The sequence below is a fragment of the Cystobacter fuscus genome (genome assembly GCF_044360685.1).
Lineage (GTDB): Bacteria > Myxococcota > Myxococcia > Myxococcales > Myxococcaceae > Cystobacter > Cystobacter fuscus_C.
On sequence record NZ_CP043491.1, the window covers coordinates 9,657,664 to 9,678,271 of the forward strand.

Here is a 20,608-nt window from a genome sequence, read left to right on the forward strand (position 1 = left end):
GACCTCCCGGTGCTCAGCGGCGCCGGTACACGTGCAGCGGCGGGGAGAAGCCGTCGAGTTCGCCGTACTCCACACCATCGAGCACCAGCGTGCGTCCCCCGTCCCACTTCACGCCCGCGTCCTTCACCAGGCGGCCATTGTCGAAGCGCACGAGGTACTCCGGCTGGGCGCGGCGCAGGTGATCGCGGAAGGTGGCCCAGCGCACCCGGGCGAGCCGCTCATCGTCCAGACCGGAGAAGAAGGCGAGCTGGAGGTCCATGTAGCTCGGATCCTCGTCGAGCACGGCCGCGCCGCCCCTGGCGGCGACCTCGTCCTTGAGGAAGCGGGCCACCTGCATCAGGGGCACCGGGTTGGTGGAGGTGGGGCTCACGGGCCGCAGGCTGTCGCGCAGGCCGCCATCGGCGCGGAACGTGTAGAGGCCCATGGCCACGGGCACCGCCACCGCCAGCACCGCGCACACACTGGCCAGGGCGCCGCGCACGCCGGCCCCGCGCGAGCCCACGCACGCCACGAAGCCGGGCCCCACGAAGGGCAGCAGCAGCGCGAGCTCCGTCACCGTGAAGCGCCCGAGGGGCTGGAAGTCGAGCAGCACCGCGGCCCGGAAGGTGAAGTACGCGGTGGGCACCACCGCCGCGAGCGTCAGCCAACGCACGTCCGGCCGCGTGCGCCACGTGCGCCACATGCCCACCATGCCGAGCAGGCCCACTCCGGGCGACAGGGTGAGCAGCGCCATGCCGGGCCAGAAGGCCAGGCTCTCCAGGCGGTAGCGCCACGGGCCCACCCGGGCGATGCCGTCCTTCACCCAGGCGTCATGGAACTGCTCCACCGCGCGGATGGGGAAGAATGGATCCCCATGCGCCATCTCGTTGCCCTGCATCCACAGCAGCGGAAAGGGCAGGCACACGATGCCGAAGCCCACCGCGCGCGTGAGGCCGGCGATCCGGTCCGGCCCCCAGAAGAGCAGCGCCAGACACAACAGCGGCATGAACAGCCAGGCGTCGTAGCGCGTGGCGCACGCGAGGTTGAGCACCGCCGCCGCCCCGAAGAGCGGGCCCATGCGGTTCTCGTCCAGGCCCTGGGCCACCAGCGCGAACACCCACAGCATGAGGAAGAGCGAGAGCGCCTCGCTGGCGGCCGTCGTGGACATCTGCAGGTGCATGCCCCAGACGCTCAGCGACAGCCCCGCCACCATCCCCGCGCGCCAGCCGAACAACCGCCGGGTGAGGGAGAAGAGGGGCACCACGGCCAGCACGCCGAACAGCAGGCTCACCAGACGGCCCGCGAGCGCCTTGTCCGGCACCGCCTTGAGCGCCGCCCCCACGAGATAGATGTGGAGCGGACCGAACTGGTAGGTGCCGTCTCCATAGGACGTGATCACGTGCGGCTCACGTGCCCAGCGCTCGGACAGTTCCGTGCGCGCCACCGCGTCCCCGTAATAGTTCTCGTTGAAGGGCATCAACAGCAGACGAGGCAACAGCGCCGCGGCGATGAGCAGGGCGATCAGCAGCCGGGTCGAGGGCTCCGGCGCGGCATCGGGCACCGCGGACAGGGGGGACGAGGCGCCCGGAAGGCGCGAGGGCGGGGAGGAAACGGGCGAGGCGGACGACATGAGGCCGCGGAGAATACGCAGGCGCGGCCCAAAACCAAGGGACCACCTCCCCGGAGTGGACCTTTTCTCACTCCCCTACCCGGTTGCCGAGCGGCGCCCATGTGCGTGTGGACGTGCCCCCTGGCGTCCCCGGGCGTTGTGTTCCATGGCGCGCATGCCCGGGAGCAACCGCGTCTTTTCACGTGGCGATGTGTTACGCAGCGCCCCGTGCGACCCTGGCCCCACCGCCGCTCCGGCTCTGGAGCGGCAGCGGGGCCCAGCACTCCGACCCAGGCATGGATGCAACCCCTCCACAGCGCCCCGGCTCTCCCCCCCCTCGGGACCCACCCCCCCGGAGCCCGGGTGGGCCCGCGCTGCCGGCACTCGCCGGGTACGCCGCGGCGCTGCTCTCCGTGGTCCTCATCGCCGGCCTCTTCCTGCGCTCCAGCCATGCATTGACCCAGGCCTCCTTCCGCCTGGCGCGCACCCTGGACTTCATCAACGAAGCGGACCACCTGGTCTCCCTGGTGAAGGACGCGGAGGCGAACCAGCGTGGCTATCTGCTGCTGCGCGAGGAACGGGGCCTGGCCGCCTACGAGGAAGCACGGCGGCTCATCGTCCCCTCCCTCGACCGGCTGCGCGCCCTCGCGCCGGACGACCCCCGCCAGCTCGAGCGGCTCGAGCGGATGGCCTCGCTCATCCAGCGGGAGTTCGCGTCGATGGATCGGCCCCTCGCGCTCATGCGGGCCGGCAAGCCGGAGGCCGCGATCCAGGCGCTGCGCGCGGAGACGAGCCAGCGCGGGATGGACGAGTTGTGGAAGGTCGAGCGGACGATGGACCAGGAGGAGGAGCGACGCCTCGCGGAGCAGAACGCGGAGCTGGTGCGGACCTCCGAACAGGCCGACCTCATCGTCCTGGGAGGCAGCGGCTTCCTGCTCGCCTTCCTCGGCATCGCCGCGTTCAGCTCCAGGCGGGACATGCGCCTGCGGGAGCGGGAACAGCTCGAGCGCGAGCGGGCGCGCACGCGGGAGCACGAAACCCGGATGGCGGCGGAGGGCGAGCGGCAGCGCCTGTACTACCAGCGCATCATCCTGCAGGTGCCCGCCGCGGTGGGCCTGTTCCGGGCGTCCGATCTGCGCTGCGAGCTGGCCAACCCCGCGCTCATGAAGCTCTACGGCGGCCGGGAGCTGGTGGGCCGCACCGTGCGCGACGTCCACGCCGAGCCCCCGGGCGGCCGCCTCGTCGAGATGTTCAACACGGTGCTGAGCAGCGGCCAGCCCTATACGACCAACGGCTACCGCCTCGTGCTCGAGCGCGCCGCGGACGGCCGGAGCACCGAGTCCTTCGTCAACCTCACCTACCAGCCCCTGCAGGATGCGCGCGGACAGGTGGATGCCGTGCTGCTGTTCGCGGTGGAGGTGACGGAGCAGGTGGGCGCGCGGCGCGCCGCGGAGGAGGCCCTGTCCCAGCGCCAGCGGGCGGAAACGGCGCTGCGTGAGAACGAGGCCCACCTGCGGCGGACCCTGAAGGCCTCGGACGTGGGCTCCTGGGAGGCGGACCTGCGCACCCAGCGCGTGGTGTGGTCCGCTCAAGCCGAGGCGATGTCCGGCATGGCGCCCCACTCGTTTCCGGGCACCGTGGACTCCTTCCTGGCGCTCGTCCATCCCGAGGATCGCCAGCCGCTCGCCCAGCGCCTGGCGCCCTCGAGCAACGACCCAGGTGAGTTCCGCCTGGAGTACCGCGTCCTGCGCACGGACGGCGGCATCCGCTGGCACGAGAACCGGGGCCGCCTCCTGTTCGACGACGCCGGGCAGCCGGTGAAGCTCGCGGGCGTGCTCCTGGACATCACCCAGCGCAAGCTCGCCGAGCAGTCGCAGCGCGAGTCGGAGAACCGCTTCCGCATCCTCGCGGAGACCCTCCCCCAGCTCATCTGGATGTCGCGCGCGGATGGGACGGCCGAGTACTTCAACCCGCGCTGGTACGAGTACACGGGGCAGACCGCCGAGCAGGGCCGGGGAGATGGCTGGATGCGCGCCCTGCACCCGGACGACGTCGCGCCCACGCTCGGGACGATGCGGCGCGCGGTCGCCAGCGGAGAGCCCTACGTCGTCGAGCACCGGCTGCGCCGGGGCACGGACGGGGCCTATCGCTGGTTCATCACGCGGGGCCTGGCCCTGCGCGACTCCGCGGGCAACCGCACCCACTGGATTGGCACCTGCACGGACATCGACGAGCAGAAGCGCGGCAGCGAGTCCCTGCGCTTCCTCTCCGAGATGAGTGGCGTGCTGGCGACCTCACTGGAGCACGCGGAGACCCTCCGGCAGGTGGCCCGCCTCGCCGTGCCCACGCTGGCCGACTGGTGCATCGTGGACGTGATGGACGAGGAGAACCGCCTGGAGCGGGTCGAGGTGGCCCACGCCGACCCCGCGCTCTCGGACCTCGCCGACACCCTGCGGCGCTCTCCTCCCCGCCTCCCCTCCACCGGCCCCACCTCCCAGGCGGCGCGCACGGACCAGACCATCTACCTGGCCGAGGTGACGGGCACGCACCTGCAGCAGTACACCCGCGACGCCGAGCACCTGCGCGTCGTGCTCGCGCTCAAGCTGCGCTCGGTCGTGTCCGTGCCGCTGCTGGCACGAGGCCGCACGCTCGGCGTGCTGACGTTCCTCACCACCTCCCTCTCCGGCCGCCGCTACGAGCGCGGCGACGTGCTGCGGCTCGAGGAAGTGGCGCACCGCGCGGCGCTCGCCATCGACAACGCCCGGCTCTTCTCCCTCGCCCGGACGGAGCGCGAACGGGCCGAGGCGGCCAACCGGCTCAAGGACGAGTTCCTCGCCACCGTCAGCCACGAGCTGCGCACGCCGCTCACGGCGATGATCGGCTGGTTGAAGCTGCTCCGGGATGGCCGCCTGCCCCCCGCCAAGCATGCGCGCGCGCTGGAGACCGTGGACCGCAACGCCCACGCCCAGGCCCAGCTCATTGAGGACCTGCTGGACGTCAGCCGCATCGTCTCCGGCAAGCTGCGGCTGGAACCCCAGCCGGTCCACCTGGCGGGCATCATCCAGGCGGCCATGGAGTCCATGCGCCCCGCGGCCGAGGCCAAGGGCATGCGCTTGAACGCCGAGTTCGAGACATGGGACGACGTGGTGATGGGAGACGCGGCCCGCCTGCAACAGGTGGTGTGGAACCTGCTGTCCAACGCGGTGAAGTTCTCCCCCGGAGAGCACGACATCTGGGTGAGGCTGCGGCGCGAGGGCGGCGCGGTGGAGCTGACGGTGGAGGACGAGGGCCCGGGCATTCCCGAGGAATTCCTGCCCCACCTCTTCGAGCGCTTCCGCCGGCTGGAAGGAGGCAGCACCCGCCAGCACGGGGGTCTGGGTCTGGGGCTCGCCATCGTGCGCCACCTCGTGGAGTTGCACGGGGGCACGGTGCACGCCACCAGCCGGGCGCCGGGCCGGGGCGCCCTCTTCACCGTCCGCCTGCCCCCCATGCCGTCCTCGCTCGCGCCGGAAGCCGCCGGGCCCCCCACGCCCTCGAGCGCGCCCGCCCCCCACACCTGGCCCGCCCTCGCCGGACGGCACATCCTCGTCGTGGATGACCAGGACGACAGCCGCGAGATGCTCCGGCTGGTGATGGAGGACCACGGGGCGCGTGTCAGCACCGCCGCCTCCGCCCAGGAGGCCCTGCGCGTGCTCGTCGCCGAGCGGCCCGAGCTGCTCGTGTCGGACATCGGCATGCCCGGCGAGGATGGTTACGCGCTCATCAACCGGGTGCGCGCCCTGCCCCCCGCCCAGGGAGGAACAATCGCCGCGGTGGCCCTCACCGCCTACGCCCGCATCGAGGACCGCGCCCGGGCCCTCACCGCGGGCTTCGACATGCACGTGTCCAAACCCGTCGAGCCCGACGAGCTGCTCTCCGTGCTCTCCAACCTCGTGGCCCTCTCGCCTCGCGGCTGAATTCCCTGCGGATGTCCTTTTCCGGACACCCTCTCGGTCCCCTGCCTGTCCGTGCAGTGCCGACATGTAGCGCGGGAGGGGACGCGGCCCCACAGCCGAGCGTTCAATTTCCGCCCATCCGCCCCATGGGCCGTTCAATGATGACCTGCCGCGGCCCCCCCCCCTGCGCGCGCCAAGGCTCGCGCGTATAATCATCTGTGCCTTTTCACCCCGTGGAGGGGAAGCGCCGTGGTCACGACGCGCCCTTCACGTTCTTGCCTCGCGGTCCCACCCCGCGGCGGGGTCCCGAAAGGGCTGGTCGCACGGTCGTGTCTTTCTGGGACCCGTCACGGGTGGGAATTGGAATGGCCCAGTACCCCCCCAGGTTCAATTCTTGGCCTTCCGAGAGGTCGCGGGAATTCCGCGCATCTGGAGGGCCCGAGGGAGCGTCATGAAGGACGTGGAAAACAAGGGGTCGTCGTGGATCGCGCGCATCGCGGCGCTCCAGGACGCGAAGACCTACGCGGAGCTCCACTGGGAAGGGTCCTTCGAGGACTACCTGGAGATCGTCCGCAAGAACCCCAAGGTCACCCGTACCGCCTTCCAGAGGATCTACGACATGATCCTCTCGCACGGGAAGACGGAGTACATCGACAACAAGAAGAAGCTCATCCGCTACCACTTCTTCTCCGACGAGCGGTTCGGTGGCCGTGACGCCATCTTCGGCCTGGACGTGCCGTTGATGAAGCTCGTCAACGTCTTCAAGTCCGCCGCCCAGGGCTACGGCACGGAAAAGCGCGTCATCCTCCTGCACGGCCCCGTGGGCTCGTCCAAGTCCACCATCGCGCGTCTGCTCAAGAAGGGCCTGGAGGAGTACTCCAAGACGCCCGAGGGCGCCGCCTACACCTTCAGCTGGACGCTGGACAAGAAGAACCCGGACGGCGCGGGCACCGTGCGTGAGAAGATGAAGTGCCCGATGAACGAGGAGCCGCTCAACCTCATCCCCCGCGAGTGGCGCGGCAAGGTGCTCACCGAGCTGTCCCCTCCGGAGAGCGGCTACACGATTCCCGACGGCAGCGAGCTGTGCCCCGCGTGCCGCTACGTCTTCAAGGATCTGATGACCCAGTACAAGGGCGACTTCGCCAAGGTCATCGAGCACGTCACGGTCAACCGCCTCATCTTCAGCGAGAAGGACCGCGTGGGCATCGGCACCTTCCAGCCCAAGGACGAGAAGAACCAGGACTCCACCGAGCTCACCGGCGACATCAACTACCGGAAGATCGCCGAGTACGGCTCGGACTCGGACCCGCGCGCCTTCAACTTCGATGGCGAGTTCAACATCGCCAACCGCGGCCTCATTGAGTTCGTCGAGGTGCTCAAGCTCGACGTGGCCTTCCTCTATGACCTGCTGGGGGCTTCGCAGGAGCACAAGATCAAGCCCAAGAAGTTCCCCCAGACGGACATCGACGAGGTCATCATCGGGCACACCAACGAGCCCGAGTTCAAGAAGCTCGAGACCAACGAGTTCATGGAGGCGTTGCGTGACCGTACGGTGAAGATCGACATCCCGTACATCACCAAGCTGTCCGAGGAGGTGAAGATCTACGAGAAGGACTTCAACTCCCGCGCCATCAAGGGCAAGCACATCGCGCCGCACACGCTGGAGATGGCGGCCATGTGGGCGGTGCTCACGCGCCTGGAGGAGCCCAAGAAGCACAACCTGTCGCTCCTGCAGAAGCTCAAGCTCTACAACGGCAAGACCCTGCCCAACTTCACCGAGGACAACATCAAGGAGTTGCGCAAGGAGGCCAGCCGCGAGGGCCTCGATGGCATCAGCGCCCGCTACATCCAGGACAAGATCTCCAACGCCCTGGTGAGCGACAAGGGCGAGGGCTGCATCAACCCCTTCATGGTGCTCAACGAGCTGGAGGCGGGCCTCAAGGGCCACTCGCTCATCAACAGCGACGACGCGCGCAAGCGCTTCCGCGAGATGCTCACCAGCGTGAAGCAGGAGTACGAGGACATCGTCAAGAACGAGGTCCAGCGCGCCATCAGCGCCGACGAGGACGCCATCGGCAAGCTGTGCGGCAACTACATCGACAACATCAAGGCCTACACCCAGAAGGAGAAGGTCAAGAACAAGTACACCGGCCTCTACGAGGAGCCGGATGAGCGCCTGATGCGGTCGATCGAAGAGAAGATCGACATCCCCGACAGCCGCAAGGACGACTTCCGCCGGGAGATCATGAACTACATCGGCGCGCTCGCCGTGGACGGCAAGACGTTCAACTACCGGACCAACGAGCGGCTCCACAAGGCGCTCGAGCTCAAGCTGTTCGAGGACCAGAAGGACAGCATCAAGCTCAAGAACCTGGTGTCCACGGTGGTGGACAAGGAGACGCAGGAGAAGATCGATCTCGTGAAGGACCGGATGATGAAGAACTACGGCTACTGCGAGATCTGCTCCACGGACGTGCTCAACTTCGTGGCGAGCATCTTCGCCCGCGGTGACGCCAAGGAATAGCAACCGGGAAGGGGAGCACTCGTGTCTTTGCGCATCCACCAGGACCACTCACGCTTCAAACAGATCGTCCGCGGGAAGATCAAATCCAACCTGCGCAAGTACGTGCAGAAGGGGGAGATGATCGGCAAGAAGGGCAAGGACACGATCTCCATCCCCATTCCCTTCATCGACATCCCCCACTTCAAGTACGGCCACAAGGAGCAGGGGGGCGTCGGGCAGGGGGAGGGGGACGTGGGGCAGCAGCTCTCCCCGGGCGCGGTGCAGCCCGGGGACGGGCACCAGGCCGGCCAGGGCGAGGGCGACCACTCGCTCGAGGTCGACGTCACGCTCGACGAGCTGGCGCAGATATTGGGCGAGGAGCTGCGCCTGCCCAACATCGAGCGGCGGCAGAACGAGAAGATCGTCACCCAGAAGATCAAGTACACCGGGGTCAACACCACCGGCCCCGAGTCGCTGCGCCACTTCAAGCGCACCTACAAGCAGGCCCTGCGGCGGCAGATCGCCATGGGCACGTACAACCCGGCCCGCCCCGTCATCATCCCCACGCGCGAGGACCGGCGCTACCGCAGCTACAAGCTCCAGGAGCTGCCGGAAACCAACGCCGTCATCATCTACATGATGGACGTGTCCGGCTCCATGGGCGACGAGCAGAAGGAGATCGTCCGCATCGAGAGCTTCTGGCTCGATACGTGGCTGCGCCACCAGTACAAGGGTCTGGAGGCGCGCTACATCATCCACGACGCCGTGGCGCGCGAGGTGGACCGCGACACCTTCTTCCACACCCGCGAGTCCGGCGGCACGATGATCTCCAGCGCCTACAAGCTGTGCCGGGACATCATCAAGTCGGACTATCCCAAGAGCGCGTGGAACATCTATCCCTTCCACTTCTCGGACGGAGACAACTGGAGCGCGGATGACACGCGCCAGTGCATCGAGATGCTCCGCGAGGACATCCTGCCCGGCGTGAACCAGTTCGCCTATGGCCAGGTGGAGAGCCCCTACGGCAGCGGCCAGTTCATCAAGGACTTGCGCGAGGCCGTGGGTGACTCCAACAACGTGGCCCTGAGCGAGATCGCCGACAAGGACGCCATCTACTCCTCCATCAAGGACTTCCTCGGCAAGGGCCGCTGACCGCCCCCTCGCCTCCTCCCGCCCGCCGCCCCCCGCTTCCGGAGTTCGCGATGCCCAAGAGCCTCACCCCGCCGCTGGCCAAACTGAAGCAGGAGATCGAGGGCCATGCCCGGGAGTTCGGCCTCGACTTCTTCGAGACCATCTTCGAGGTCCTCAGCTACGACGAGCTCAACATGGTGGCCGCCTATGGCGGCTTCCCCACGCGCTACCCGCACTGGCGCTGGGGCATGGAGTACGAGCAGCTGTCCAAGGGGTACGAGTACGGACTGAGCAAGATCTACGAGCTCGTCATCAACAACGACCCCTGCTACGCCTACCTCCTGGAGAGCAACTCGGACGTGGACCAGAAGCTGGTCATGGCGCACGTGTACGGGCACTGCGACTTCTTCAAGAACAACTTCTCCTTCCGCCACACCAACCGCCGGATGATCGACGACATGGCCAACCACGCCACGCGCGTGCGCCGGTGGATCGACAAGATTGGCGTGGAGAAGGTGGAGGACTTCATCGACCGGGCGCTGTCGCTGGAGAACCTCATCGATCAGCACGCGCCCCACATCCGCCGCAACCCGGACCCGCAGCGCGCCGAGGACGAGCTCAAGAGCAACGAGCGCGTGGAGGGCTTCAAGGTGAACCGCGAGTACATGCGCGGCTTCATCAACCCCTCCGAGTTCCTCGACAGCCAGCGCAAGAAGGTGGAGGAGGAGAAGGCGAAGACGAAGAAGTTCCCCGAGCGCCCCCAGCGCGACGTGCTCGCCTTCCTCCTGGAGCACGCCCCGCTCGAGCCGTGGGAGTCGGACATCCTCTCCATCATCCGCGACGAGGCCTACTACTTCGCGCCCCAGGGCCAGACGAAGATCATGAACGAGGGCTGGGCCAGCTACTGGCACTCCACCATCATGACCCGGCGCGCGCTCAAGGACGACGAGGTCATCGACTACGCGGACCGGCACTCGGGCACCATGGGCACCCGGCCCGGCGCGCTCAACCCGTACAAGCTCGGCATCGAGCTGTGGCGCGACATCGAGGAGCGATGGAACAAGGGCCGCTTCGGCAAGGAGTGGGACGAGTGCGATGACCTGCGCGCGCGCCGCTCCTGGGACAAGAAGACGGGCATGGGCCGCGAGAAGATCTTCGAGGTGCGCAAGCACTACAACGACATCACCTTCATCGACACCTTCCTCACCGCCGAGTTCGCCATCGACCAGAAGCTCTTCGTCTATGGCTTCAACGACAAGCGCAACTCCTGGGAGATCCTCGACCGGGAGTTCCGCAAGGTGAAGAACAAGCTCCTGCAGCAGCTCACCAACTTCGGCCAGCCCATCATCGAAGTCGTCGACGGCAACCACGACAACCGGGGCGAGCTGCTCATGGCGCACAAGCACGACGGGCAGGATCTCAAGGGCGACTACGCGCGCGAGACGCTGCGCAACGTGCAGTCCTTGTGGCGCCGCCCCGCGTGCATCATCACCCGCTACGACAACAAGGGCGTGCTGCTGCGCTTCGACGGGCAGAACCACACCGAGAAGAAGATCGATCTCTGAGGCGCTCGCTCCGCCTCGTTGCCGCCCCGCGGGAAAAACACCGTCTGGTTGGATTGCCAACCCACCAGGCGGCCGAGTTGCCGCCGGAGCTGAGAAGATGAGGGGCTGGAATTTGGGAACAGCCCTGTAGCTCCCGTACACTGCGCGAGCCCCATGAGACTCGCCCCCGTCGTCCTGTGCCTGGGTGTGCTGTTCGCCGCGCCCCTCGTCGAAGCCGCCCACACCACCTACAGCGTGCGCAACCGCCGCATCGAGCCCAACCAGCCGCTCGCGGTGGCCCTGCAGGAGGCGGGACTGCCGCCGGAGCAGGTGAGCGCGGTCATCGCCGCGCTGGAGGGCGTGTTCGACTTCCGCAAGTCGCGCGTGGGCGACCAGTTCCGCCTGGTGCTGCGCGAGGGCGAGCTGGACTTCTTCGGCTACCGGCAGAGCGCGGTGGACGAGTGGCAGGTGCGCCGGGATGGGGAGCGCTTCGTGGGCAGCAAGCGCGCCATCGAGGTGGAGAAGCAGGTGACGGTGGTGTCGCTGGAGGTCAACTCCTCGCTGTACGAGGCGGCGCTGGCGGCGGGGGAGGATCCGCTCATCGGCATGGTGCTGGCGGACGTGTTCGCCTGGGACATCGACTTCTACCGGGACGTGCGCCGGGGGGACCGGGCGCGCGCGGTGGTGGAGAAGTTCGTCTCCAAGGGCCGCTTCCTGCGCTACGGCGAGGTGCTGGCGGCGAGCTACCAGGGGGAGTCGGTGGGGAGCAAGCGCGTCTTCCGCTACGAGCTGCCGGACGGCAAGCCGAGCTTCTTCCAGGAGGACGGCGCGAGCGCGCGCAAGGCCTTCCTCAAGAGCCCGCTCAAGTACGCCCACGTGACGAGCACCTTCGGCAGCCGCTTCCACCCGGTGCTCCAGTACGTGAAGGCCCACAACGGCGTGGACTACGCGGCGAGCGTGGGCACGCCCGTGTGGGCCGTGGCCGATGGCACCGTCACCGTGGCGGCCAACACGGGCGCCGGCGGCAACACCGTGTGCCTGCGGCACAACAATGGCTTCGAGACGTGCTACCTGCACCTGTCGCGCTTCGGCCAGGGCGTGCGCGCGGGCGCCCGGGTGAGCCAGAAGCAGGTCATCGCCCTGTCGGGCAACACGGGCCGCAGCACCGGCCCCCACCTGCACTACGCCCTCAAGCGCAGCGGCCACTACGTCAACCCGCTCAACCAGAACTTCCCTCGCACCGAGCCGCTCCCCAAGAGTCTGCTCGCGGACTTCCGCGCGAAGGTCGCCCCCCTGGCGCAGCAGCTCGACGCCGTCTCCGTGGCCCAGGCCAGCGCCCAGCCCTGAGCCGTCCCCCGCGCGGGTCCACCCTACCTCTCATGTAGGGCTCGTTCGCACATTCTCCTCGGAGAGGGTGATACTGTCCTGGGGTCTGAGGCTATGCCGGAGGGGCAACCTGTCTGATAGGATGGGATTTTCCCGTCGCAGCAGCGCCTTGCCCTCCCCCTTCCCAGTCCCCCACCCCCCATGCCCGCGATCGCAGACTTCATCCATACCGCCGAGGAACTCCACCGTGGACTCGTGAGCCTCAGCGCCGAGTTGCAACAGGGACTTCCCGAGCGTCTGGCGCGCTTTCCGCGAGATCCTCAGCAGCGCCAGGAGATGCAGGAGGAGCAGGCGGCACTGCTGCGCAAGCGTCTGCCGGAAGTCACCGTCTGGCTGGATGGCTATTTTCATCGCCTCACGCAGCTCAACCACCAGCTCACGAACGAGGAGCGCGAACGGGCGCTGGAGCACCACCGCTCGGCCGTCCAGCCCTTCTTCCTGCAGAGCCCCTTCGTGCGGCGCGCGGTGGACAAGCCCCTGGGCTACCCCGGCGACTACGTCACGGTGGAGATGATCTTCGACAGCGAGGACCGGGGCGTGTCCACGCTCGCGCGCATCCTCACGCACTACTCCGTCAACTGCGGACCCGGCCGGGGACACCGCGCGCGCGTGCCCTGGCTGCTGGGCCACCTGCACCGTCAGGCCCAGGCCCTGGGACGCCCCCTGCGCGTGCTGTCCTTCGCCTGCGGGCCCGAGCACACCCTGCGCGAGTACACGGCGCTGGGCAGCACCGGCGACTTCACGCTGTGCGACTTCGACCCCGCCCCGCTCGACTTCAACCGCCGCCAGTTCGAGAAGCTCGCCCGGCTGCCGCGCAACGGCGTGCCCCCGCCCAACGTGCGCTTCATCCAGATGTCCACCTACAACCTGCTGCGCCAGCGCGAGGCCCCGGAGAAGCTGCGCCACCCGGAGGGCCCCATGGACGTGGTCATCGCCGCCGGCATCCTCGACTACCTCAAGGACAACGTCATCCACCGCTTCCTGGACACCATGGGCTCGCTGCTCGCGCCCGGCGGGCTGCTGCTGCTCACGAACCTGCACCAGGAGAACCCCTGGCAGTCCTTCATGGAGTACGTGTGTGACTGGTACGTCATCCACCGCACCCAGGACAAGTTCCAGGCCCTGTGCGAGGGCACCCCCGCGCGCGGCGTGAAGACGCTGGAGAACATCACCGACGCGCCCTCCCACACCAACATCCTCTGGGCCGGCCAGAAGCAGGGCTGAGCCGGGCCGGGTCCAGGGCGGGACAAAGGCGGGGAGGCGTCCTCAGGTGTACTCGTGCAGGTACTGCGCGTGGTTGAGCGAGAGGACCGTCCCCGTCACCGTGCCGTTGCCGCGCATGACCCGCAGGGCCTCGCGGTGGGCGCCCTCGTGGAAGTACACCGGCTGCATGTCCCCCTGGAAGTCCAGCCGGTAGCGCGTCGGACCCAGGTCCTCGTACGTGCGCTTCCCGTAGCTCACCAGCGTGGAATAGACGGTGTCCACCGAGGAGAACAGCCGCTTGGGATCGTTCATCCCGATGAGCTTCACCAGGGTGTTGCCCACATAGGACTTGAAGAAGCCCGTGACGGTGGCCGCCCCACATGCGCGGATCGCCTCCTCCACGGACGGATAGTACGGCTCCAGCATGTCCGAGGCCGTGTAGAGCAAGCGCAGGAAGTCCGCCGACGGGTAGGAGAAGAAGTCCACGGGCAGCTTGCTCACCCGCAGCTGCTGCAGCAGCCGGTCCACTCCCGTGTTCCCCATCCGCTGCTCCACCAGGCCGTACACCGACTTGAAGATGAAGCCCCTCACGGTGTCCTCGGGCTTGCAGATGGCGATCCGCTGAGCGAGGTCGTTCTTGTCAGTGGGCATGGAAGGAACCTTCTAGGTCCCAGGTTGGAGGCAGAACCTGGATGATCCCGCTTCCTACCAGACTCCTCCCCCGCTTCGCGAGCGATCCTCGTCCCGCAGGACAGCACGCACGCGCCGTCTCACTCCCGCCTGGGAGCCCAGGTATCCTGGAAAGGCGCTGAAATTCCAGATCAACCGGAGCAAGGAAGAGACCTGGGCGGGGGGGCAGCCATGGGTTTCTTTCGATGCGGTCCAACGTGGGTCGGTCTACCCTATCATGCTCCACACACGGCTGGCCCAGAGGGCCGTGCGTCTCACGAGGAACCCCTCGAATGTCGAACGCCTCACCCATCCTCACCCCGACCACCTCCGCCCCGCCTGATACGGCGCAGGAATCCAGCCGCACCGGGCTGGATCCCCACAGCGTGCACCGTGGCTTCCTCGAGCACGTGCGCTACTCGCGCGGCAAGAACCCGGAAAACGCCACCGTCCACGATCACTTCATGGCCCTGGCCCTGGCGGTGCGCGACCGGCTCGCCAACCGCTGGGTGCGCACGGCGCGCACCTACTACGAGCAGGACGTCAAGCGCGCGTACTACCTGTCCGCGGAGTACCTGCTGGGCCGCGCCCTGGGCAACAACCTGCTCAACATCGGCATGTACGAGGCCGCCGAGCAGGCCATGCGCGAGGTGGGCGTGGACCTGGGCGCGCTCGTGGAGATGGAGCCGGACGCGGGACTCGGCAACGGCGGCCTCGGGCGGCTGGCGGCGTGCTTCCTCGACTCGCTCGCCACGCTGGGCTACCCCGGCATGGGCTATGGCATCCGCTACGAGTTCGGCATCTTCACCCAGGACATCGTCGAGGGCTACCAGGTGGAGCGCGCCGACGAGTGGCTGAAGTTCGGCAACCCCTGGGAGATCGTCCGGCCGGAGAAGGCGGTGCCGGTGCGCTTCTACGGGCACGTGGAGCACTTCCACGGCGCGGATGGCAAGCCCGTGGCGCGCTGGGTGGGCGGCAAGACGGTCATCGGCGTGCCCTACGACACGCCCATCGCCGGCTACGGCAACAACACCGTCAACACCCTGCGGCTGTGGCAGGCGCGCGCCAGCGAGGAGTTCGACCTCAAGCTCTTCAACGCCGGTGACTACGAGCGCTCGGTGGTGGAGAAGAACGACTCGGAAGTCATCTCCAAGGTGCTCTACCCCAACGATGCCTTCCAGGCCGGCAAGGAGCTGCGCCTCAAGCAGCAGTACTTCTTCGTCGCCTGCTCCATCGCGGACATCGTCCGGCGCTACCTCAAGAACCACTCGGACTTCCGCGACTTCCCCAAGAAGGTCGCCATCCAGCTCAACGACACCCACCCGGCCATTGGCGTGGCCGAGCTGATGCGCGTGCTCGTGGACGAGAAGCGCCTGGGCTGGGAAGAGGCGGCCGCCATCACCCAGGCCACCTTCGGCTACACCAACCACACGCTCCTGGCCGAGGCCATGGAGAAGTGGCCGGCCTCGCTCTTCGAGCGCCTGCTGCCGCGCCACCTGGAAATCATCTACGAAATCAACCAGCGCTTCCTGCGCCAGGTGCAGATCCGCTACCCCTTCGACACCGAGCGCATCCGCCGCATGAGCCTCGTGGAGGAAGGCACGGAGAAGAAGATCCGCATGGCGCACCTGGCGGTGGTGGGCAGCCACAGCGTCAACGGCGTGGCGGAGCTGCACACCAACCTCCTACGGCGTGACGTGCTGCCCGAGTTCGCGGAGATGTACCCCGAGCGCTTCAACAACAAGACCAACGGCGTGACGCCGCGCCGCTGGCTCCTGTGGAGCAACCCCCGGCTGGCCAAACTCATCACCAGCCGCATCGGGGAGGGCTGGGTCACGGACCTGGATCAGCTGCGCAAGCTCGAGCCGCTCGCCGACGACGCGGCGTTCCGCCAGGCCTTCGCCGAGGTGAAGCGGCAGAACAAGACGGACCTGTCGCGCCACCTCAAGGGGCTGTGCGGGGTGGACCTCAACCCGGACGCCATCTTCGACGTGCAGATCAAGCGTCTGCACGAGTACAAGCGGCAGTTGCTCGACGCGGTGCACATCGTGTCGCTGTGGATGAAGGCGCGGCGCGACCCGAGCACCATCATCGCCCCGCGCGTGTTCCTCTTCGGCGCCAAGGCGGCCCCGGGCTACGTGGAGGCCAAGCTCATCATCCGCCTCATCAACGGCATCGCCGAGGTGGTCAACAGCGACGCGGGCACCACGGGCCTGCAGGTGCTGTTCGTGCCCAACTACCGGGTGAGCCTCGCCGAGCGCATCATCCCGGCGGCGGACGTGTCCGAGCAGATCTCCACCGCGGGCTGGGAGGCTTCCGGCACGGGCAACATGAAGTTCATGCTCAACGGCGCGCTCACCCTGGGCACGCTGGACGGCGCGAACGTGGAGATCCGCCAGGCGGTGGGCGACGACAACTTCTTCCTCTTCGGCCTCACCGCCGACGAGGTGATCGCCCGCAAGCGCGCCGGCTACCGGCCGCGCGAAGAGTACGAGCGCAACGTGGAGCTGCGCGAGGCGCTGGATCTCATCGGCTCGGGCTTCTTCTCGCCGGAGGACAAGAACCTCTTCCGGCCACTGGTGAACAGCCTGCTCGAGGAGGACCGCTACCTCGTGCTGGCCGACTTCGCCTCGTACGCGGCCAAGCAGCAGGAAGTGGCGCGCGCCTACAAGGACACCGAGCGCTGGACGCGCATGGCCATCCACAACGTGGCGCACGGCGGCATCTTCTCCTCGGACCGCACCATCAAGCAGTACGCCGAGGAGATCTGGCAGGTGAAGCGCATCGACGTGAAGCCCTGAGCTGACGGGGTGACGGGAGGCCGCGGGGCCCCAGCGCACCGCGGCCTTACCGGAACGGGCGCGAGGGGCTCAGCCCGCCTGGCGGATGCGCAGGCCGAAGCGATGGCGGAGGCGCTCGGCCGAGGCGAGGAGCCCCTCACCCGCCAGCCGGCCCGCCACGTAGCGCAAGGCCGCGTCCATGTCGGGCACGGTGGCGCACGGCACGGGCATCGGCTTGAGGTAGGTGAGCAGACTCCTCGACAGGCGCATATGCGCCGAGGTCATGACGGAGGCGAGTCCGAGCAGCTGCTGGCTCAACCGGGCCTCGTTGCGGTGGATCCACTCCGCATGCATGTAGCGCTGGGTCACCGTGAGCATGGAGCACAGGCTCACGTCCATCACGCAGACGTAGCGCTCGCCCCGGTCCAGATAGCTGTCCATCTGCGCGAGGAAGCGCGCGTACTCCGCGTCCGACACGTTCCCGCTCATGCGGACCGACAGCAACGGCCACGACGAATCGTCGAAAGTAATGACAGCGAACATGCATCCCCCCGATGCGGACAGCTCGGAGTCGAGGAGGGGAATGGATCAGGCGAGGCCTGGCTCCCAGCGTTCGGATGTCGACGCTCCCCCCCAGGAAGCTCCGTGACGCGGCAGCCTAGCAGAAGAGAGGCGGCGCGTCATCCTGGGCTCGTGAAGAATGAGAAAAAGGCCGCCCGGCGGAACCGGAGCGGCCTGGAATGTTCGAGCGGAACGCGAGCGCCTACGGGGATTCGGCAGCACTCGAGGAGTTCTGCGGATCACGCGTGGCGCGCAGTACGAAGTCGTTCCCATTGTTGTTGGTGTCGTAGCCGTTGCCACGCAGGGCGTCGCCGCCGCCCGGCTTCATCGTGTCTGCGTCCGAGGAGGACACCGCCTTGCGCTCGATGCTTCCACCCGCCTGGGTGTCAGGGACGGCTGAAGCCGCGGTGCCTTCACGGTTCGAGGCAGAGGCCGTGCCCCAGCCCAGCAGATCCACCACTTTGCCCGCCGCATCGAGGATTCGCAGCGCGCCCCCGCCGTGGCCGGTGGACGTGGTGTAGGTCGCATCAGGCGTCGGACCCGTGAACGTGGTCTTGTAGCCAAGCAGGAAATAACCCTTCGCCGCGATGCTCCCCGTGAGCGTCAGATTCGCCAGGTCGCTGAAGGTCCCCGAGGCCGAGGCGTACTGGATCTTCCACCCCGTGAGCGGAACGGCGGCGCTCGTCGGGTTGTAGAGCTCGATGAACTCATCGTTGTGCTCGATGGTCGCCCCATCCGCCTTGAAGTTCTTCGAGGCGAACTCGCTGATGACCACGTGGTCGGTCGCCGGCGGCGGCGGCTCGGTGATGGTCACCGTGCCAAAGACGCCATTGGTCGGATCCGAGATGTCGCTCGCACCGCAGTAGACAGGGGTCGACAGCGCGCCCGTGACCGGGTCCTTGAGGGAATAGCGGAAGCCGTACTTGTACGAGCCGGGCGTGGAGATGCGCAGCACCCCGAGCATCTCGTCCTCGTCGCTGACCGTCGGCGCGTACTCCCCATTGAAGGAGATGGCCGTCCAGGTCCACTCCGTCGCGGGGCGCGTGTCCGGGCCGTAGCCCAGCTCCGCCACCACGTAGGGGTAGCCGTCGTTTCCAGCCGTGTTCCGGTCCGTCACGCCCACGGCCTTGAACCGGCTGGAGACATCCACCGCCGTGCCCGCCAGGGTGGGCGGAATCGTCTTCGGGCTCTGGATGTAGCACAGGCTCACGACCGGGCTGGCCGTCACGCCGCACGTGGTGTTGGCGGCCTCGGGCGTGCCGTAATCCCCACCCGGGAGCGCATCCGTCGAGTCACACCAGTACCAGGGAAGGGCCGAGGCCCGCGTGCCCAGGATGAGCGAGGAGAGGTTCATCGACTTACCCGTGCTCCGCGGGAAGGACGGCGTGTAGCGGAACTCCGTCACCGGGCTCGTGCCATTGGAGACGATGAGGGACCCCGCCTCCTCCATGGCGATCGAGCTGGGGTACTGGTAGCTGGCGAAAACACCCCCATTGGTGGCCCGATCCTTGTTCTGGGCCAGGACGATGTGGCCCTTGCCGCCCACCACCACCGGAACGCTCCCCGAGCCCACCAGGAACGAGCGCACGGCCTCCGAGCTGTTCTTGTAGATCACCGTGAGGCCGTTGAGGTCGAGCAGGCCCTCCGTGGTGTTGGTCAGCTCGAAGTACTCGGTCGTCCCGCTCGAGGGCGAGTGCATCACCTCGGAGACGAGCAACTGGTTGGCCGTGGGCCGCGTGGCCGTTCCACACTCGCCTTTGAAGCAGACGGCGTTGGTGCCCGTGCACGCGGTGTCCGTCCCCGTCTGCTGGCACGTGGCGGTGCCATTCACGTCGACACAAGCCGCCGTGTAGGTGGTCCGCGAGACACCATCCGCCGCACAGGAGGGAGCGTCCGGCGTGCAGGTCACTCCCGCGCACACGGAGACGAACTCGACGGTGGGCTGGGAGGACAGCGTCACGGGGCCCCCTTCCGCGTCCACCGTGGCCGTCACCGTCTTCGTGCCCACGGCGGTGGACGCGAGCGTCGCGATCGCCACGCCCTGCGCATCCGTGGGGCTCGACGGCTGCACCAGCGTGTTGCCCTCGCCCGAGGCCTCCACCGTCACCGCGCGGCCCTCCAGCGGAGCGCCCTCCGCCGTGCGCACCGTCACCCGGATCTCCACGGTGTCCTGGCCGTTGGCACGCGCGCCCTGCGCCGGGTTCACCTCCACCGAGGAGACGTCCGTGTCCGGCATCTCCTGCGCCGCGGGAGGCGGGGGCGGCTGCTCACGACACGCCGATCCTCCGAGGGACAGACCGAGCAACAACACGCTCGACGCGACCAAGCGCGCGAGCGAGGGGGGGCCATGCTTCATGAAGCAGCTCCAGGCTGAAGAGGGAACCGAACCCGCCAGCCAGGAGGCTTCGCGGGCACACGACCCTCTTACCAGATGCTCCCTACCTGGAAAAACACAGCCCCGTAAGAACGCTCGCTTCCTCTCAAAACGTCACGAGCCGTTCACAAACCCAGGGCCTTGAGCATGAGCCCCGAGCCCAGCAGGGACTGGCCTCCATCGCACACCATCAAGGAGCCGGTGATGTACGAAGCGGCATCGGAGGCCAGGAAAAGCGCGAGTTGCGCGATGTCCTGCTTCGTTCCGAGGCGACCCAGGGGTAGGGCCTCGAGGAGCTTGCCACGCGCGCCGTCACCCGGAGCGAGCCGACGCATACCCTCGGTGTCGTCGATAGGACCGGGGGTGATGGAGTTGACGCGGATCCCCACGCCGCCCCACTCGATGGCGAGGGTGCGGGTGAGCATGTCCACGCCGGCCTTGGCGGCGCACACGTGGGCCTGCATGGCCATGGGCAGGTAGGCCTGGGGGGCGGAGATGTTGAGCACGCAGGCGCCCGGCTTGCGCAGGTGCTCGAAGGCGGCGCGGCAGGTGTTGAAGGTGCCGAGCACGTCGATCTCCAGCACCGACTTGAACGCGTTGGAGGACATGCCGGCCGCGGGCGCGGGGAAGTTGCCCGCCGCGCCGCACACGAGGATGTCGAGTTCCCCATGGGCGTCACGCGCCGTGCGGAGGGCCTGGGCCAGGGCGTCGTACTGACGCACGTCGGCGGCCACGCCCAAGGCGGTGCCATGCGCCTGGAGCCCCTTCACGGCCGCCTCCAACTTCTCCACGTTGCGGCCGTTGATGGCGACCTTCGCGCCCGCCTTCACGAGCGCCTCGGCGATGCCGAGGTTGATGCCGCTGCTGCCCCCGGTGATGAACGCCGACTTGCCCGCCAGCAATCCATCCCGGAACACACCCTGTGCCATGTCAC

12 protein-coding genes are annotated in these 20,608 nt (G+C 67.9%); 7 read left to right on the forward strand and 5 right to left on the reverse strand.

From position 1 onward, the window contains the following. Nucleotides 1-13: 13 nt before the first annotated feature. A complete protein-coding gene (locus F0U63_RS39595) occupies nucleotides 14-1,609 on the reverse strand; it encodes an ArnT family glycosyltransferase (protein WP_395838546.1) in 1,596 nt (531 codons plus the stop codon). 392 nt (nucleotides 1,610-2,001) lie between these two features. Here F0U63_RS39595 and F0U63_RS39600 point away from each other — a divergent pair, with 392 nt between their 5' ends. The 6 genes from F0U63_RS39600 (at nucleotide 2,002) to F0U63_RS39625 (ending at nucleotide 13,311) form a co-directional block, all read left to right on the forward strand. Further along, on the forward strand, nucleotides 2,002-5,544 hold the full coding sequence (locus tag F0U63_RS39600; RefSeq protein ID WP_395838548.1) for a PAS domain-containing protein: 3,543 nt from the start codon (nucleotides 2,002-2,004) through the stop codon (nucleotides 5,542-5,544). Between the two features lie 430 nt (nucleotides 5,545-5,974). Beyond that, nucleotides 5,975-8,047, forward strand: a complete 2,073-nt coding sequence (locus F0U63_RS39605) for a PrkA family serine protein kinase (protein ID WP_395838550.1) — start codon at nucleotides 5,975-5,977, stop codon at nucleotides 8,045-8,047. Between the two features lie 21 nt (nucleotides 8,048-8,068). Then, nucleotides 8,069-9,178 carry a DUF444 family protein gene (locus F0U63_RS39610; protein ID WP_395838552.1) on the forward strand — a complete coding sequence of 370 codons (1,110 nt, stop codon included), beginning with the start codon at nucleotides 8,069-8,071 and terminating at the stop codon, nucleotides 9,176-9,178. A 50-nt stretch (nucleotides 9,179-9,228) separates the two neighbouring features. Beyond that, nucleotides 9,229-10,722 (forward strand): SpoVR family protein, encoded by a 1,494-nt coding sequence (locus F0U63_RS39615; RefSeq protein ID WP_395838554.1) that lies wholly within the window; start codon nucleotides 9,229-9,231, stop codon nucleotides 10,720-10,722. Between the two features lie 153 nt (nucleotides 10,723-10,875). Continuing rightward, nucleotides 10,876-12,048, forward strand: coding sequence for a peptidoglycan DD-metalloendopeptidase family protein (locus F0U63_RS39620; RefSeq protein ID WP_395838556.1), 1,173 nt, complete (start codon nucleotides 10,876-10,878; stop codon nucleotides 12,046-12,048). A gap of 180 nt (nucleotides 12,049-12,228) precedes the next feature. After that, nucleotides 12,229-13,311 (forward strand): class I SAM-dependent methyltransferase, encoded by a 1,083-nt coding sequence (locus F0U63_RS39625; RefSeq protein ID WP_395838559.1) that lies wholly within the window; start codon nucleotides 12,229-12,231, stop codon nucleotides 13,309-13,311. 42 nt (nucleotides 13,312-13,353) lie between these two features. Here the strand turns inward: F0U63_RS39625 and F0U63_RS39630 are convergent, their stop codons facing one another. Then, complete coding sequence (locus tag F0U63_RS39630; RefSeq protein WP_395838561.1) at nucleotides 13,354-13,941, reverse strand: TIGR02265 family protein; 588 nt, start codon at nucleotides 13,939-13,941, stop codon at nucleotides 13,354-13,356. Between the two features lie 311 nt (nucleotides 13,942-14,252). On the opposite strand from F0U63_RS39630, the gene F0U63_RS39635 reads away from it, so the two are divergent. After that, a complete protein-coding gene (locus tag F0U63_RS39635; RefSeq protein WP_395838563.1) occupies nucleotides 14,253-16,760 on the forward strand; it encodes a glycogen/starch/alpha-glucan phosphorylase in 2,508 nt (835 codons plus the stop codon). A 69-nt stretch (nucleotides 16,761-16,829) separates the two neighbouring features. Here the strand turns inward: F0U63_RS39635 and F0U63_RS39640 are convergent, their stop codons facing one another. The 3 genes from F0U63_RS39640 to F0U63_RS39650 form a co-directional block, all read right to left on the reverse strand. Continuing rightward, nucleotides 16,830-17,282 (reverse strand): hypothetical protein, encoded by a 453-nt coding sequence (locus F0U63_RS39640; protein ID WP_395838565.1) that lies wholly within the window; start codon nucleotides 17,280-17,282, stop codon nucleotides 16,830-16,832. Nucleotides 17,283-17,502: 220 nt separating this feature from the next. Beyond that, entirely contained in the window at nucleotides 17,503-19,656 is a 2,154-nt protein-coding gene (locus tag F0U63_RS39645; RefSeq protein ID WP_395838567.1) for a lamin tail domain-containing protein, read from the reverse strand. 143 nt (nucleotides 19,657-19,799) lie between these two features. Beyond that, the gene (locus tag F0U63_RS39650) at nucleotides 19,800-20,603 is read right to left on the reverse strand and encodes an SDR family oxidoreductase (protein WP_395838569.1); all 804 of its coding nucleotides are present in this window, start codon (nucleotides 20,601-20,603) and stop codon (nucleotides 19,800-19,802) included. Nucleotides 20,604-20,608: the final 5 nt, after the last annotated feature.

Bases quoted from the DNA above. Each gene is read 5' to 3' on its own strand.
- F0U63_RS39595 (WP_395838546.1), bottom strand. From the start codon at position 1,609: ATGTCGTCCGCCTCGCCCGTTTCCTCCCCGCCCTCGCGCCTTCCGGGC.
- F0U63_RS39605 (WP_395838550.1), top strand. From the start codon at position 5,975: ATGAAGGACGTGGAAAACAAGGGGTCGTCGTGGATCGCGCGCATCGCG.
- F0U63_RS39615 (WP_395838554.1), top strand. From the start codon at position 9,229: ATGCCCAAGAGCCTCACCCCGCCGCTGGCCAAACTGAAGCAGGAGATC.
- F0U63_RS39620 (WP_395838556.1), top strand. From the start codon at position 10,876: ATGAGACTCGCCCCCGTCGTCCTGTGCCTGGGTGTGCTGTTCGCCGCG.
- F0U63_RS39625 (WP_395838559.1), top strand. From the start codon at position 12,229: ATGCCCGCGATCGCAGACTTCATCCATACCGCCGAGGAACTCCACCGT.
- F0U63_RS39630 (WP_395838561.1), bottom strand. From the start codon at position 13,941: ATGCCCACTGACAAGAACGACCTCGCTCAGCGGATCGCCATCTGCAAG.
- F0U63_RS39635 (WP_395838563.1), top strand. From the start codon at position 14,253: ATGTCGAACGCCTCACCCATCCTCACCCCGACCACCTCCGCCCCGCCT.
- F0U63_RS39640 (WP_395838565.1), bottom strand. From the start codon at position 17,282: ATGTTCGCTGTCATTACTTTCGACGATTCGTCGTGGCCGTTGCTGTCG.
- F0U63_RS39645 (WP_395838567.1), bottom strand. From the start codon at position 19,656: ATGAAGCATGGCCCCCCCTCGCTCGCGCGCTTGGTCGCGTCGAGCGTG.
- F0U63_RS39650 (WP_395838569.1), bottom strand. From the start codon at position 20,603: ATGGCACAGGGTGTGTTCCGGGATGGATTGCTGGCGGGCAAGTCGGCG.